Below are 13,304 nucleotides of genomic sequence, written 5' to 3' on the forward strand. Positions count from 1 at the left end.
GGCTGACATGCTCCATACTCTGAGCCATTCACCGTGGCAATGTGATATCGATGCGTTACTGAGCATGCTGCGCGAAGGTGATGACCTGCTGCTGATTCAGGATGGTGTGCTTGCCGCACTGGACGGCAGTCGTTTCGTTGAAATTCTCACGAATGCCCCCATAACAGTCTCTGCGCTGAAGGACGATCTGGATGCGCGGGGTCTTTCTGGTCAAATTTCAGCCAAAATTGACGTGGTTGGCTATACTGATTTCGTCAATCTTACTGTGACGCACGCCAGTCAAATGAACTGGTGATTTGAGATCGCTGTATATTTCTTGACACCTTTTCGACGTAGCCCTAAAATTTCGCGTCCTCATATTGTATGAGGTCGTTTTATTACGTGTTTACGAAGCAAAAGCTAAAACCAGGAGCTATTTAATGGCAACAGTTAACCAGCTGGTACGCAAACCACGCGCACGCAAAGTTGCAAAGAGCAACGTGCCTGCGCTGGAAGCCTGCCCGCAGAAACGTGGCGTATGTACTCGTGTATATACCACCACTCCTAAAAAACCAAACTCCGCACTGCGTAAAGTATGCCGTGTGCGTTTGACTAACGGTTTCGAAGTGACTTCCTACATCGGTGGTGAAGGTCACAACCTGCAGGAGCACTCCGTGATCCTGATCCGTGGCGGTCGTGTTAAAGACCTTCCGGGTGTTCGTTACCACACCGTTCGTGGTGCGCTCGACTGCTCAGGTGTTAAAGACCGTAAGCAGGCTCGCTCCAAGTACGGCGTGAAGCGTCCTAAGGCTTAATGGTTCTCCGTTAAGTAAGGCCAAACTGATTTATCTTAATGTCAAACTAAACTCTTTGAGTTTTGGACAATCCTGAATTAACAACGGAGTATTCCCATGCCACGTCGTCGCGTTATTGGTCAGCGTAAAATTCTTCCAGATCCGAAATTCGGATCAGAACTGCTGGCAAAATTTGTAAATATCCTGATGGTAGATGGTAAAAAATCTACTGCAGAAGCAATCGTATACAGCGCGCTTGAGACCCTGGCTCAGCGTTCTGGTAAAAATGAACTGGAAGCTTTCGAAGTCGCTCTCGACAACGTTCGCCCAACCGTAGAAGTTAAGTCCCGCCGCGTTGGTGGTTCTACTTATCAGGTTCCAGTTGAAGTTCGTCCGGTTCGTCGTAATGCTCTGGCAATGCGTTGGATCGTTGAAGCTGCTCGTAAACGCGGTGATAAATCCATGGCTCTGCGTCTGGCGAACGAACTTTCTGATGCTGCAGACAACAAAGGTACTGCAGTTAAGAAACGTGAAGACGTTCACCGTATGGCAGAAGCCAACAAGGCGTTCGCACACTACCGTTGGTAATCCCTTCGGAGTATTAGTCACCAGGCGGGCGCTTCAGAGAAGCCGCCCGCTCTGGGTAACTTAACTGAACGCCTAAAGATATAAACGAGGAATCAAATGGCTCGTACAACACCCATCGCACGCTACCGTAACATCGGTATCAGTGCGCACATCGACGCCGGTAAAACCACTACTACCGAACGTATTCTGTTCTACACCGGTGTAAACCATAAAATCGGTGAAGTTCATGACGGCGCAGCCACCATGGACTGGATGGAACAGGAGCAGGAGCGTGGTATCACTATCACCTCCGCAGCGACTACTGCATTCTGGTCAGGTATGGCTAAGCAGTACGAACCGCATCGCGTAAACATCATCGACACCCCAGGGCACGTTGACTTCACCATCGAAGTAGAACGTTCCATGCGTGTTCTTGACGGCGCGGTAATGGTTTATTGCGCAGTTGGTGGTGTTCAGCCACAGTCTGAAACCGTATGGCGTCAGGCGAACAAATATAAAGTTCCACGCATCGCGTTCGTTAACAAAATGGACCGTATGGGTGCTAACTTCCTGAAAGTTGTTGGCCAGATCAAAACCCGTCTGGGCGCGAACCCTGTTCCGCTGCAGCTGGCAATTGGTGCTGAAGAAGGCTTCACCGGCGTTATCGACCTGGTGAAAATGAAAGCCATCAACTGGAACGATGCAGACCAGGGCGTTACCTTCGAATACGAAGATATCCCAGCTGCAATGCAGGACCTGGCTGACGAATGGCACCAGAACCTGATCGAATCCGCTGCTGAAGCTTCTGAAGAGCTGATGGAGAAATACCTGGGTGGTGAAGAACTGACTGAAGAAGAGATCAAAAAAGCTCTGCGTCAGCGCGTTCTGAACAACGAAATCATCCTGGTAACCTGTGGTTCTGCGTTCAAGAACAAAGGTGTTCAGGCGATGCTGGATGCGGTAGTTGACTACCTGCCATCCCCAGTTGACGTTCCTGCGATCAACGGCATCCTGGACGACGGTAAAGATACTCCGGCTGAGCGTCACGCAAGCGACGAAGAGCCATTCTCTGCACTGGCGTTCAAAATTGCTACCGACCCATTCGTGGGTAACCTGACCTTCTTCCGCGTTTACTCTGGTGTGGTTAACTCCGGTGACACCATCCTGAACTCCGTGAAAGCGGCGCGTGAACGTTTTGGCCGTATCGTACAGATGCACGCTAACAAACGTGAAGAGATCAAAGAAGTTCGTGCGGGCGACATCGCTGCAGCTATCGGTCTGAAAGACGTGACCACTGGTGACACCCTGTGTGACCCGGATCACCCGATCATTCTGGAGCGTATGGAATTCCCTGAGCCGGTAATCTCCATCGCAGTTGAACCAAAAACCAAAGCTGACCAGGAAAAAATGGGTCTGGCTCTGGGCCGTCTGGCGAAAGAAGACCCATCATTCCGCGTATGGACTGATGAAGAATCTAACCAGACCATCATCGCTGGTATGGGTGAACTGCACCTGGACATCATCGTTGACCGTATGAAGCGTGAATTCAACGTTGAAGCGAACGTGGGTAAACCTCAGGTTGCTTACCGCGAAGCGATTCGCGCGAAAGTTACCGATGTTGAAGGTAAACACGCTAAGCAGTCTGGTGGTCGCGGTCAGTACGGTCACGTTGTGATCGACATGTACCCACTGGAGCCGGGCTCTAACCCGAAAGGTTACGAGTTCATCAACGACATCAAAGGTGGTGTAATTCCTGGCGAATACATCCCAGCCGTTGATAAAGGCATCCAGGAACAGCTGAAAGCGGGCCCTCTGGCTGGCTATCCGGTTGTTGACATGGGTGTTCGTCTGCACTTCGGTTCTTACCACGACGTTGACTCCTCTGAACTGGCGTTTAAACTGGCTGCGTCTATTGCCTTTAAAGAAGGCTTTAAGAAAGCAAAACCAGTTCTGCTTGAGCCAATCATGAAGGTTGAAGTAGAAACTCCTGAAGAGAACACCGGTGACGTTATCGGTGACTTGAGCCGTCGTCGCGGTATGCTGCGTGGTCAGGAATCCGAAGTAACTGGCGTTAAGATCCACGCTGAAGTTCCGCTGTCTGAAATGTTCGGATATGCAACTCAGCTGCGTTCTCTGACCAAAGGTCGTGCATCATACACCATGGAATTCCTGAAGTATGATGATGCGCCTAACAACGTTGCTCAGGCCGTTATTGAAGCCCGTGGTAAGTAATCCACAGGATTAAAACCTAAGTCCCGTGCTCTCTCCACAGGGGAGAGCACTATAGTAAGGAATATAGCCGTGTCTAAAGAAAAATTTGAACGTACAAAACCGCACGTCAACGTTGGTACTATCGGCCACGTTGACCATGGTAAAACTACCCTGACTGCTGCAATCACTACCGTTCTGGCTAAAACCTACGGTGGTTCTGCTCGTGCATTCGACCAGATCGATAACGCACCAGAAGAAAAAGCTCGTGGTATCACCATCAACACTTCCCACGTTGAATATGACACCCCGACTCGCCACTACGCACACGTAGACTGCCCAGGCCACGCCGACTATGTTAAAAACATGATCACCGGTGCTGCGCAGATGGACGGCGCGATCCTGGTTGTTGCTGCGACTGACGGCCCAATGCCTCAGACTCGTGAGCACATCCTGCTGGGTCGTCAGGTAGGCGTTCCTTTCATCATCGTGTTCCTGAACAAATGCGACATGGTTGATGACGAAGAGCTGCTGGAACTGGTAGAGATGGAAGTTCGTGAACTGCTGTCTCAGTACGATTTCCCGGGCGACGATACTCCAATCGTTCGTGGTTCTGCTCTGAAAGCGCTGGAAGGCGAAGCTGAGTGGGAAGCGAAAATCATCGAACTGGCTGGCTTCCTGGATTCTTACATCCCAGAACCAGAGCGTGCGATTGACAAGCCGTTCCTGCTGCCAATCGAAGACGTATTCTCCATCTCCGGTCGTGGTACCGTTGTTACCGGTCGTGTAGAGCGCGGTATCATCAAAGTTGGTGAAGAAGTTGAAATCGTTGGTATCAAAGAGACTGCGAAGTCTACCTGTACTGGCGTTGAAATGTTCCGCAAACTGCTGGACGAAGGCCGTGCTGGTGAGAACGTTGGTGTTCTGCTGCGTGGTATCAAACGTGAAGAAATCGAACGTGGTCAGGTTCTGGCGAAGCCAGGCTCAATCAAGCCACACACCAAGTTCGAATCTGAAGTGTACATCCTGTCTAAAGACGAAGGCGGCCGTCATACTCCGTTCTTCAAAGGCTACCGTCCACAGTTCTACTTCCGTACAACTGACGTGACCGGTACCATCGAACTGCCAGAAGGCGTTGAGATGGTAATGCCAGGCGACAACATCAAGATGGTTGTGACTCTGATCCACCCAATCGCGATGGACGACGGTCTGCGTTTCGCAATCCGTGAAGGCGGCCGTACCGTTGGCGCGGGCGTTGTTGCTAAAGTTCTGGGCTAATTAATTATCCCCGAATAAAAAAAAGGACGCTTCGGCGTCCTTTTTTGTTTTCTGCCGCTCAGTTACTGTCACAAAATTTCGCATTTTTTGCCTGCTCCCGCCCCGTATTGTGGCGTTTGTGCTATTGTAATCATAACCATTCTCACTTACACTTTGCGCATAATTTGAACGGGAGTCTCTATGTACGTTTGTTTATGTAATGGTGTAAGCGACAAGAAAATACGTCAGGCCGTTCGCCAGTTTCAGCCTCAGTCATTTCAGCAACTACGCAAATTTGTTCCGGTGGGAAATCAATGCGGTAAATGTGTACGTGCTGCGCGAGAGATCATGCAGGACGAATTGATGCAGATCCCGGAATACAAAGAGATCGCGTAAGCGCCCATCTTTTTTTTGACATCCCTGTAGCCCGATCTACGCTTCAATGAGTGGAAGCGGAGGGACTATATAATGAAAGGTGATGTTAAAATCATAAGTTATCTCAATAAATTATTGGGAAATGAGCTTGTCGCAATTAACCAGTACTTTCTTCACGCGAGAATGTTCAAAAACTGGGGGCTTAAACGTCTGAACGACGTTGAGTACCATGAATCGATCGATGAAATGAAGCACGCTGATAAATATATCGAGCGTATTTTATTCCTTGAAGGCATTCCAAACCTGCAGGATCTTGGAAAGCTGGGCATCGGAGAAGATGTCGAAGAGATGCTGCGTTCCGACCTCAGGCTGGAACTTGAAGGCGCCAAAGATCTCCGTGAAGCCATTGCCTATGCCGACAGCGTACATGACTACGTTAGTCGCGATATGATGATCCAGATCCTGGCCGATGAAGAAGGTCATATTGATTGGCTGGAAACGGAGCTGGATCTGATTGCTAAAATCGGTCTGCAGAACTACCTTCAGTCGCAGATTAAAGTGGAAGAGTAACCACCGTCTTCCAGCCTACGCATAAACCCGCTGCTGCCAGAAATGGCCCAAAAGGCAGTGGGTTTTTTAATGCTCCCTTATCGCCGGTGAGTAACGAAAACACAAGAATGCTAAGTAGCGCCATAAGCGCAGCGAGTAACGCCAGCGTAGGCAGCATGCACCAGCCATGCCACGCACCAAGCGCCGCCAGGTATTTTACATCGCCGTATCCCATCCCTTCACGCCGGCAGATAAACCGATATCCCCAGTAAATAACGGCAAAGCCGACATATCCAGCCATCGCTCCCACCACTGCACTCGGCAGAAAATCAGGTTGGACACAGAGCTGAAAGAGCAGGCCCGCCCATAGCAACGGGCAGAGAAATTTATCAGGAAGCAGTCCGCAGCGAATATCTGCACGGACGAGAAAGGCAGTCAGCGAAAAATAGACCAGCAAAAAGGGGAGGGTGGTTAACATGGAAAAGGCCTCAAAAGGGTTTGAGCGCATCCTCGCTATAATCGACCTGGTCGGCAATCTATAAAAACGACACTTGCGCAGGGGCTCGAGACAAAGCCTTGAGAAGGGATACATTGCGTAAAAAGTTGCGCGCCCATACGCACACTGCGCCTCTGGCGCTTAATTTCTAAACGGCACTTGCGTCTTGTCCAGATTTACGTATAATGCGCGGGCTTGTCGTAATTGACGGCGGGTTCAATCAGAACCAGAGTAGCTCATTTTGTTACTCAACAATGCTCCCAATTGGGGAGCTACGTAAGAACGGTTACACTCTCCCATCAATCGTAATGGGTTTGAGGAGTAATCATTTTCGTTTATAAAATAATTGGAGCTCTGGTCTCATGCAGAACCAAAGAATCCGTATCCGCCTTAAAGCGTTTGATCATCGTCTGATCGATCAATCAACCGCGGAAATCGTCGAGACTGCTAAGCGCACTGGTGCGCAAGTCCGTGGTCCGATCCCGCTGCCGACCCGCAAAGAGCGCTTCACCGTTCTGATCTCTCCGCACGTCAACAAAGACGCGCGTGATCAGTACGAAATCCGCACTCACAAGCGTCTGGTTGACATCGTTGAGCCAACTGAGAAAACCGTTGATGCTCTGATGCGTCTGGATCTGGCTGCCGGTGTAGACGTGCAGATCAGCCTGGGTTAATCAGGTCATCGAGCGATTGAGAGGTTGATACAATGATTGGTTTAGTCGGTAAAAAAGTGGGCATGACCCGCATCTTCACTGAAGATGGCGTTTCAATCCCAGTAACCGTAATCGAAGTTGAAGCAAACCGCGTTACCCAGGTTAAAGATCTGGCTAACGATGGCTACCGCGCTGTTCAGGTGACCACTGGTGCTAAAAAAGCTAACCGTGTAACCAAACCAGAAGCGGGTCACTTCGCTAAAGCTGGCGTAGAAGCTGGCCGTGGTCTGTGGGAATTCCGTCTTGCTGAAGGCGAAGAGTTCACCGTAGGTCAGGACATTAGCGTTGAGCTGTTTGCTGACGTTAAAAAAGTTGACGTAACCGGTACCTCTAAAGGTAAAGGTTTTGCTGGTACCGTTAAGCGCTGGAACTTCCGTACCCAGGACGCTACCCACGGTAACTCCTTGTCTCACCGCGTTCCGGGTTCTATCGGTCAGAACCAGACTCCGGGCAAAGTGTTCAAAGGCAAGAAAATGGCAGGTCAGCTGGGTAACGAACGTGTGACCGTTCAGAGCCTGGACGTAGTACGTGTTGACGCTGAGCGCAACCTGCTGCTGGTTAAAGGTGCAGTTCCGGGTGCAACCGGTAGCGACCTGATCGTTAAACCAGCTGTGAAGGCGTAAGGGGATAGCAATGGAATTAGTATTGAAAGACGCGCAGAGCGCGCTGACTGTTTCCGAAACTACCTTCGGTCGTGATTTCAACGAAGCGCTGGTTCACCAGGTTGTTGTTGCTTATGCAGCTGGTGCTCGTCAGGGTACTCGTGCTCAGAAGACTCGTGCTGAAGTAACTGGTTCTGGCAAAAAGCCATGGCGCCAGAAAGGTACCGGCCGTGCGCGTTCAGGTTCTATCAAGAGCCCGATCTGGCGTTCAGGTGGCGTGACCTTCGCTGCGCGTCCACAGGACCACAGTCAAAAAGTTAACAAAAAGATGTACCGCGGCGCGCTGAAAAGCATCCTGTCCGAACTGGTACGTCAGGATCGTCTGATCGTTGTCGAGAAGTTCTCTGTTGAAGCGCCTAAAACTAAGCTGCTGGCACAGAAACTGAAAGACATGGCTCTGGAAGATGTGCTGATCATCACCGGTGAGCTGGACGAGAACCTGTTCCTGGCCGCACGTAACCTGCACAAGGTTGACGTACGCGATGCGACTGGTATCGACCCGGTTAGCCTGATCGCCTTCGACAAAGTCGTAATGACTGCTGATGCTGTTAAGCAAGTTGAGGAGATGCTGGCATGATTCGTGAAGAACGTCTGCTGAAGGTGCTTCGCGCACCGCACGTTTCTGAAAAAGCGTCTACTGCGATGGAAAAAACAAACACCATCGTTCTCAAAGTTGCTAAAGACGCGACCAAAGCAGAGATCAAAGCTGCTGTGCAGAAACTGTTTGAAGTCGAAGTCGAAGTCGTTAACACCCTGGTAGTTAAAGGGAAAGTTAAACGTCACGGACAGCGTATCGGTCGTCGTAGCGACTGGAAAAAAGCTTACGTCACCCTGAAAGAAGGCCAGAATCTGGACTTCGTTGGCGGCGCTGAGTAAGTCGGAGGAGTAATACAATGGCAGTTGTTAAATGTAAACCGACATCTCCGGGTCGTCGCCACGTAGTTAAAGTGGTTAACCCTGAGCTGCACAAGGGCAAACCTTTTGCTCCGTTGCTGGAAAAAAACAGCAAATCCGGTGGTCGTAACAACAATGGCCGTATCACCACTCGTCACATCGGTGGTGGCCACAAGCAGGCTTATCGTATTGTTGACTTCAAACGCAACAAAGACGGTATCCCAGCAGTTGTTGAACGTCTTGAGTACGATCCGAACCGTTCCGCGAACATCGCGCTGGTTCTGTACAAAGACGGCGAACGCCGTTACATCCTGGCCCCTAAAGGCCTGAAAGCTGGCGACCAGATTCAGTCTGGCGTTGATGCTGCAATCAAAGCAGGCAACACCCTGCCGATGCGCAATATCCCGGTTGGTTCTACCGTTCATAACGTAGAAATGAAACCAGGTAAAGGCGGTCAGCTGGCACGTTCCGCTGGTACTTACGTTCAGATCGTTGCTCGTGATGGTGCTTATGTCACCCTGCGCCTGCGTTCTGGTGAAATGCGTAAAGTCGAAGCAGACTGCCGCGCTACTCTGGGCGAAGTTGGCAATGCTGAGCATATGCTGCGCGTTCTGGGTAAAGCAGGTGCTGCACGCTGGCGTGGTGTTCGTCCTACCGTTCGCGGTACTGCGATGAACCCAGTCGACCACCCACATGGTGGTGGTGAAGGTCGTAACTTTGGTAAGCACCCGGTAACTCCGTGGGGCGTTCAGACCAAAGGTAAGAAGACCCGCAGCAACAAGCGTACTGATAAATTTATCGTACGTCGCCGTAGCAAATAATTTTAGAGGATAAGCCATGCCACGTTCTCTCAAGAAAGGTCCTTTTATTGACCTGCACTTGCTGAAGAAGGTAGAGAAAGCGGTGGAAAGCGGAGACAAGAAGCCCCTGCGCACTTGGTCCCGTCGTTCAACGATCTTTCCTAACATGATCGGTTTGACCATCGCTGTCCATAATGGTCGTCAGCACGTTCCAGTCTTTGTTACCGACGAAATGGTTGGTCACAAACTGGGTGAATTCGCACCGACTCGTACTTATCGCGGCCACGCTGCTGATAAAAAAGCGAAGAAGAAATAAGGTAGGAGGAAGAGATGGAAACTTTAGCTCAACATCGCCATGCTCGTTCTTCTGCTCAGAAGGTTCGCCTTGTTGCTGACCTGATTCGCGGTAAGAAAGTGTCGCAGGCCCTGGACATCCTGACCTATACCAACAAGAAAGCTGCGGTATTGGTCAAGAAAGTACTGGAATCTGCCATTGCTAACGCTGAACACAACGATGGCGCTGACATCGACGATCTGAAAGTCGCGAAAATTTTCGTAGATGAAGGCCCAAGCATGAAGCGCATTATGCCGCGTGCGAAAGGTCGTGCAGATCGCATCCTGAAGCGCACCAGCCACATTACTGTGGTTGTGTCCGATCGCTGAGACTCTGGAGACTAGCAATGGGTCAGAAAGTACATCCTAATGGTATTCGCCTGGGTATTGTAAAACCATGGAACTCTACCTGGTTTGCGAACACCAAAGAATTCGCTGACAACCTGGACAGCGATTTTAAAGTACGTCAGTACCTGACTAAGGAACTGGCTAAAGCGTCTGTATCTCGTATCGTTATCGAGCGTCCAGCGAAGAGCATCCGTGTGACTATTCACACTGCTCGTCCTGGCATCGTTATCGGTAAGAAAGGCGAAGACGTAGAAAAACTGCGCAAGGTCGTAGCGGATATCGCTGGCGTTCCTGCACAGATCAATATCGCTGAAGTTCGTAAGCCTGAACTGGACGCTAAATTGGTTGCTGACAGCATCACTTCACAGCTGGAACGTCGTGTTATGTTCCGTCGTGCTATGAAGCGTGCTGTACAGAACGCAATGCGTCTGGGCGCTAAAGGTATTAAAGTTGAAGTTAGCGGCCGTCTGGGCGGCGCGGAAATCGCACGTACCGAATGGTACCGTGAAGGTCGCGTACCGCTGCACACTCTGCGTGCTGACATCGACTACAACACCTCTGAAGCGCACACCACTTACGGTGTAATCGGCGTTAAGGTATGGATCTTCAAAGGTGAGATCCTGGGTGGTATGGCTGCTGTTGAACAACCGGAAAAACCGGCTGCTCAACCTAAAAAGCAGCAGCGTAAAGGCCGTAAATAAGGAGCGTCGCTGATGTTACAACCAAAGCGTACAAAATTCCGTAAAGTGCACAAAGGCCGCAACCGTGGTCTGGCGCAGGGTACGGATGTTAGCTTCGGCACTTTCGGTCTGAAAGCTGTTGGCCGTGGTCGTCTGACTGCACGTCAGATCGAAGCAGCACGTCGTGCAATGACCCGTGCAGTTAAGCGTCAAGGTAAGATCTGGATCCGTGTATTCCCGGACAAACCGATCACCGAGAAGCCACTGGAAGTTCGTATGGGTAAAGGTAAAGGTAACGTGGAGTACTGGGTTGCCTTGATCCAACCGGGCAAAGTCCTTTATGAAATGGACGGTGTTCCGGAAGAGCTGGCCCGTGAAGCCTTCGGCCTGGCAGCAGCGAAACTGCCTATCAAAACCACCTTTGTAACTAAGACGGTGATGTAATGAAAGCAAAAGAGCTGCGTGAAAAAAGCGTTGAAGAGCTGAACGCTGAGCTGCTGAACCTGCTGCGTGAGCAGTTCAACCTGCGTATGCAGGCTGCAAGTGGCCAGCTGCAACAGACTCACCTGCTGAAGCAAGTGCGTCGCAATGTTGCACGCGTTAAGACTTTACTGACTCAGAAGGCGGGTGCGTAATGACCGATAAAATCCGTACTCTGCAAGGTCGTGTTGTTAGCGACAAAATGGAGAAATCCATTGTTGTAGCTATCGAACGTATTGTGAAACACCCGATCTACGGTAAATTCATCAAGCGTACGACCAAACTGCACGTACATGACGAGAACAACGAATGTGGTATCGGCGACAAGGTTGAAATCCGTGAATGCCGTCCACTGTCCAAGACTAAGTCCTGGACGCTGGTTCGCGTTGTAGAGAAAGCGGTTCTGTAATACAGTACGCCTTCTCAATACGAATAAACGGCTCAGCGATGAGCCGTTTATTTTTTCTACCCATATTGCAGAAGCGGTGTTATAATGCCGCGCCCTCGATATGGGGCTTTTTAACGGCTCTGATTTTAGAGTCTCAGGTAGTAGTTGACATTAGCGGAGCACTAAAATGATCCAAGAACAGACTATGCTGAACGTCGCCGACAACTCCGGTGCACGTCGCGTAATGTGTATCAAGGTTCTGGGTGGCTCGCACCGTCGCTACGCAGGCGTAGGCGACATCATCAAGATCACCATCAAGGAAGCAATTCCACGTGGTAAGGTCAAAAAAGGTGATGTGCTGAAGGCGGTAGTGGTGCGCACCAAGAAGGGTGTTCGTCGCCCTGACGGTTCTGTCATTCGCTTCGATGGTAATGCATGCGTTATTTTAAACAATAACAGCGAGCAGCCTATCGGCACGCGTATCTTTGGGCCGGTAACTCGTGAACTTCGTACTGAGAAGTTCATGAAAATTATCTCTCTGGCACCAGAAGTACTCTAAGGAGCGAATCATGGCAGCGAAAATCCGTCGTGATGACGAAGTTATCGTGTTAACCGGTAAAGATAAAGGTAAACGCGGTAAAGTAAAAAATGTTCTGTCTTCCGGCAAACTTGTCGTTGAAGGTATCAACCTGGTTAAGAAACATCAGAAGCCGGTTCCGGCCCTGAACCAACCAGGTGGCATCGTTGAAAAAGAAGCTGCTATTCAGGTTTCTAACGTTGCAATCTTCAATGCGGCTACCGGCAAGGCTGACCGTGTAGGCTTTAGATTCGAAGACGGCAAAAAAGTCCGTTTCTTCAAGTCTAACAGCGAAACTATCAAGTAATTTGGAGTAGTACGATGGCGAAACTGCATGATTACTACAAAGACGAAGTAGTTAACAAACTCATGACTGAGTTTAACTACAATTCTGTCATGCAAGTCCCTCGGGTCGAGAAGATCACCCTGAACATGGGTGTTGGTGAAGCGATCGCTGACAAGAAACTGCTGGATAACGCAGCAGCTGACCTGACAGCAATCTCCGGTCAAAAACCGCTGATCACCAAAGCACGCAAATCTGTTGCAGGCTTCAAAATCCGTCAGGGCTATCCGATCGGCTGTAAAGTAACTCTGCGTGGCGAACGCATGTGGGAGTTCTTTGAGCGCCTGATCACTATTGCTGTTCCACGTATCCGTGACTTCCGTGGCTTGTCCGCTAAGTCTTTCGACGGTCGTGGTAACTACAGCATGGGTGTCCGTGAGCAGATCATCTTCCCAGAAATCGACTACGATAAAGTCGACCGCGTGCGTGGTTTGGATATTACCATTACCACTACTGCGAAATCTGACGAAGAAGGCCGTGCTCTGCTGGCTGCCTTTGACTTCCCGTTCCGCAAGTAAGGTAGGGTTACTGAATGGCTAAGCAATCAATGAAAGCACGCGAAGTAAAGCGCGTAGCTTTAGCTGATAAATTCTTCGCTAAACGCGCTGAACTGAAAGCGATCATTTCTGATGTGAACGCTTCCGACGAAGATCGTTGGAATGCGGTTCTCAAGCTGCAGTCTCTGCCGCGTGATTCCAGCCCGTCTCGTCAGCGTAACCGCTGTCGTCAAACAGGTCGTCCACATGGTTATGTGGGCAAGTTTGGGTTGAGCCGTATCAAACTGCGTGAAGCCGCCATGCGCGGTGAAGTGCCAGGCTTGAAAAAGGCTAGCTGGTAATTACCAATTGAATCACGGGAGTA

Annotated in this window: 23 protein-coding genes; 22 read left to right on the forward strand and 1 reads right to left on the reverse strand. The window is 50.3% G+C overall.

Annotated features, from left to right (window positions below):
- The first annotated feature begins 7 nt into the window (after nt 1–7).
- The 7 genes from tusB to bfr all read left to right on the forward strand — a co-directional run bounded on the left by tusB (nt 8) and on the right by bfr (nt 5,750).
- Nucleotides 8–295 (forward strand): sulfurtransferase complex subunit TusB, encoded by a 288-nt coding sequence (gene tusB, locus QMN93_RS15425; RefSeq protein WP_033146790.1) that lies wholly within the window; start codon nt 8–10, stop codon nt 293–295.
- Between the two features lie 124 nt (nt 296–419).
- Nucleotides 420–794, forward strand: a complete 375-nt coding sequence (gene rpsL / locus QMN93_RS15430; protein ID WP_000246815.1) for a 30S ribosomal protein S12 — start codon at nt 420–422, stop codon at nt 792–794.
- Nucleotides 795–890: 96 nt separating this feature from the next.
- A complete protein-coding gene (gene rpsG, locus QMN93_RS15435) occupies nt 891–1,361 on the forward strand; it encodes a 30S ribosomal protein S7 (RefSeq protein ID WP_004106370.1) in 471 nt (156 codons plus the stop codon).
- A 96-nt stretch (nt 1,362–1,457) separates the two neighbouring features.
- Entirely contained in the window at nt 1,458–3,572 is a 2,115-nt protein-coding gene (fusA, locus tag QMN93_RS15440) for an elongation factor G (RefSeq protein ID WP_033146789.1), read from the forward strand.
- A gap of 69 nt (nt 3,573–3,641) precedes the next feature.
- Nucleotides 3,642–4,826 carry an elongation factor Tu gene (gene tuf / locus QMN93_RS15445; RefSeq protein ID WP_014068448.1) on the forward strand — a complete coding sequence of 395 codons (1,185 nt, stop codon included), beginning with the start codon at nt 3,642–3,644 and terminating at the stop codon, nt 4,824–4,826.
- A gap of 180 nt (nt 4,827–5,006) precedes the next feature.
- Nucleotides 5,007–5,201, forward strand: a complete 195-nt coding sequence (gene bfd / locus QMN93_RS15450; RefSeq protein ID WP_008503493.1) for a bacterioferritin-associated ferredoxin — start codon at nt 5,007–5,009, stop codon at nt 5,199–5,201.
- A gap of 72 nt (nt 5,202–5,273) precedes the next feature.
- Complete coding sequence (bfr, locus tag QMN93_RS15455; RefSeq protein ID WP_008503492.1) at nt 5,274–5,750, forward strand: bacterioferritin; 477 nt, start codon at nt 5,274–5,276, stop codon at nt 5,748–5,750.
- Here the strand turns inward: bfr and QMN93_RS15460 are convergent.
- Complete coding sequence (locus QMN93_RS15460) at nt 5,734–6,207, reverse strand: A24 family peptidase (protein ID WP_033146787.1); 474 nt, start codon at nt 6,205–6,207, stop codon at nt 5,734–5,736. The two genes, bfr and QMN93_RS15460, sit on opposite strands and share 17 nt — an antisense overlap.
- Nucleotides 6,208–6,587: 380 nt before the next feature.
- Between QMN93_RS15460 and rpsJ the strand changes: the two genes are divergently transcribed.
- From rpsJ to rpsN, 15 genes are all read left to right on the forward strand, one after another.
- Nucleotides 6,588–6,899: a 30S ribosomal protein S10 gene (gene rpsJ / locus QMN93_RS15465; protein ID WP_001181005.1), complete on the forward strand. Its 312-nt coding sequence runs from the start codon at nt 6,588–6,590 to the stop codon at nt 6,897–6,899.
- Nucleotides 6,900–6,931: 32 nt separating this feature from the next.
- Complete coding sequence (rplC, locus tag QMN93_RS15470) at nt 6,932–7,561, forward strand: 50S ribosomal protein L3 (RefSeq protein ID WP_006178923.1); 630 nt, start codon at nt 6,932–6,934, stop codon at nt 7,559–7,561.
- A gap of 10 nt (nt 7,562–7,571) precedes the next feature.
- Nucleotides 7,572–8,177, forward strand: coding sequence for a 50S ribosomal protein L4 (rplD, locus tag QMN93_RS15475; RefSeq protein WP_000424395.1), 606 nt, complete (start codon nt 7,572–7,574; stop codon nt 8,175–8,177).
- Entirely contained in the window at nt 8,174–8,476 is a 303-nt protein-coding gene (gene rplW / locus QMN93_RS15480; RefSeq protein ID WP_000617546.1) for a 50S ribosomal protein L23, read from the forward strand. Before rplD ends, rplW begins: the two co-directional genes overlap by 4 nt.
- Nucleotides 8,477–8,493: 17 nt before the next feature.
- Entirely contained in the window at nt 8,494–9,315 is an 822-nt protein-coding gene (gene rplB, locus QMN93_RS15485; RefSeq protein ID WP_000301859.1) for a 50S ribosomal protein L2, read from the forward strand.
- A gap of 16 nt (nt 9,316–9,331) precedes the next feature.
- On the forward strand, nt 9,332–9,610 hold the full coding sequence (gene rpsS / locus QMN93_RS15490) for a 30S ribosomal protein S19 (RefSeq protein ID WP_001138117.1): 279 nt from the start codon (nt 9,332–9,334) through the stop codon (nt 9,608–9,610).
- Nucleotides 9,611–9,624: 14 nt separating this feature from the next.
- Nucleotides 9,625–9,957 carry a 50S ribosomal protein L22 gene (gene rplV / locus QMN93_RS15495; RefSeq protein WP_002919773.1) on the forward strand — a complete coding sequence of 111 codons (333 nt, stop codon included), beginning with the start codon at nt 9,625–9,627 and terminating at the stop codon, nt 9,955–9,957.
- Nucleotides 9,958–9,974: 17 nt separating this feature from the next.
- Nucleotides 9,975–10,676, forward strand: a complete 702-nt coding sequence (gene rpsC / locus QMN93_RS15500; protein ID WP_000529945.1) for a 30S ribosomal protein S3 — start codon at nt 9,975–9,977, stop codon at nt 10,674–10,676.
- A gap of 12 nt (nt 10,677–10,688) precedes the next feature.
- On the forward strand, nt 10,689–11,099 hold the full coding sequence (gene rplP / locus QMN93_RS15505; RefSeq protein WP_002919759.1) for a 50S ribosomal protein L16: 411 nt from the start codon (nt 10,689–10,691) through the stop codon (nt 11,097–11,099).
- The gene (gene rpmC, locus QMN93_RS15510) at nt 11,099–11,290 is read left to right on the forward strand and encodes a 50S ribosomal protein L29 (protein ID WP_003863282.1); all 192 of its coding nucleotides are present in this window, start codon (nt 11,099–11,101) and stop codon (nt 11,288–11,290) included. The genes rplP and rpmC overlap by 1 nt, the downstream gene beginning before the upstream one ends.
- The gene (gene rpsQ, locus QMN93_RS15515; RefSeq protein WP_008503489.1) at nt 11,290–11,544 is read left to right on the forward strand and encodes a 30S ribosomal protein S17; all 255 of its coding nucleotides are present in this window, start codon (nt 11,290–11,292) and stop codon (nt 11,542–11,544) included. The genes rpmC and rpsQ overlap by 1 nt, the downstream gene beginning before the upstream one ends.
- A 166-nt stretch (nt 11,545–11,710) precedes the next feature.
- Nucleotides 11,711–12,082: a 50S ribosomal protein L14 gene (gene rplN / locus QMN93_RS15520; RefSeq protein WP_002919748.1), complete on the forward strand. Its 372-nt coding sequence runs from the start codon at nt 11,711–11,713 to the stop codon at nt 12,080–12,082.
- A 10-nt stretch (nt 12,083–12,092) separates the two neighbouring features.
- A complete protein-coding gene (gene rplX, locus QMN93_RS15525; protein WP_003863287.1) occupies nt 12,093–12,407 on the forward strand; it encodes a 50S ribosomal protein L24 in 315 nt (104 codons plus the stop codon).
- A 14-nt stretch (nt 12,408–12,421) separates the two neighbouring features.
- Nucleotides 12,422–12,961, forward strand: coding sequence for a 50S ribosomal protein L5 (gene rplE, locus QMN93_RS15530; protein ID WP_001096206.1), 540 nt, complete (start codon nt 12,422–12,424; stop codon nt 12,959–12,961).
- 14 nt (nt 12,962–12,975) lie between these two features.
- The gene (rpsN, locus tag QMN93_RS15535; protein WP_003863291.1) at nt 12,976–13,281 is read left to right on the forward strand and encodes a 30S ribosomal protein S14; all 306 of its coding nucleotides are present in this window, start codon (nt 12,976–12,978) and stop codon (nt 13,279–13,281) included.
- The last annotated feature ends 23 nt before the right edge of the window (nt 13,282–13,304 follow it).

This window comes from Enterobacter sp. R-1.6.2, assembly GCF_035064085.1.
Taxonomy (GTDB): Bacteria; Pseudomonadota; Gammaproteobacteria; order Enterobacterales; family Enterobacteriaceae; genus Enterobacter; species Enterobacter asburiae_B.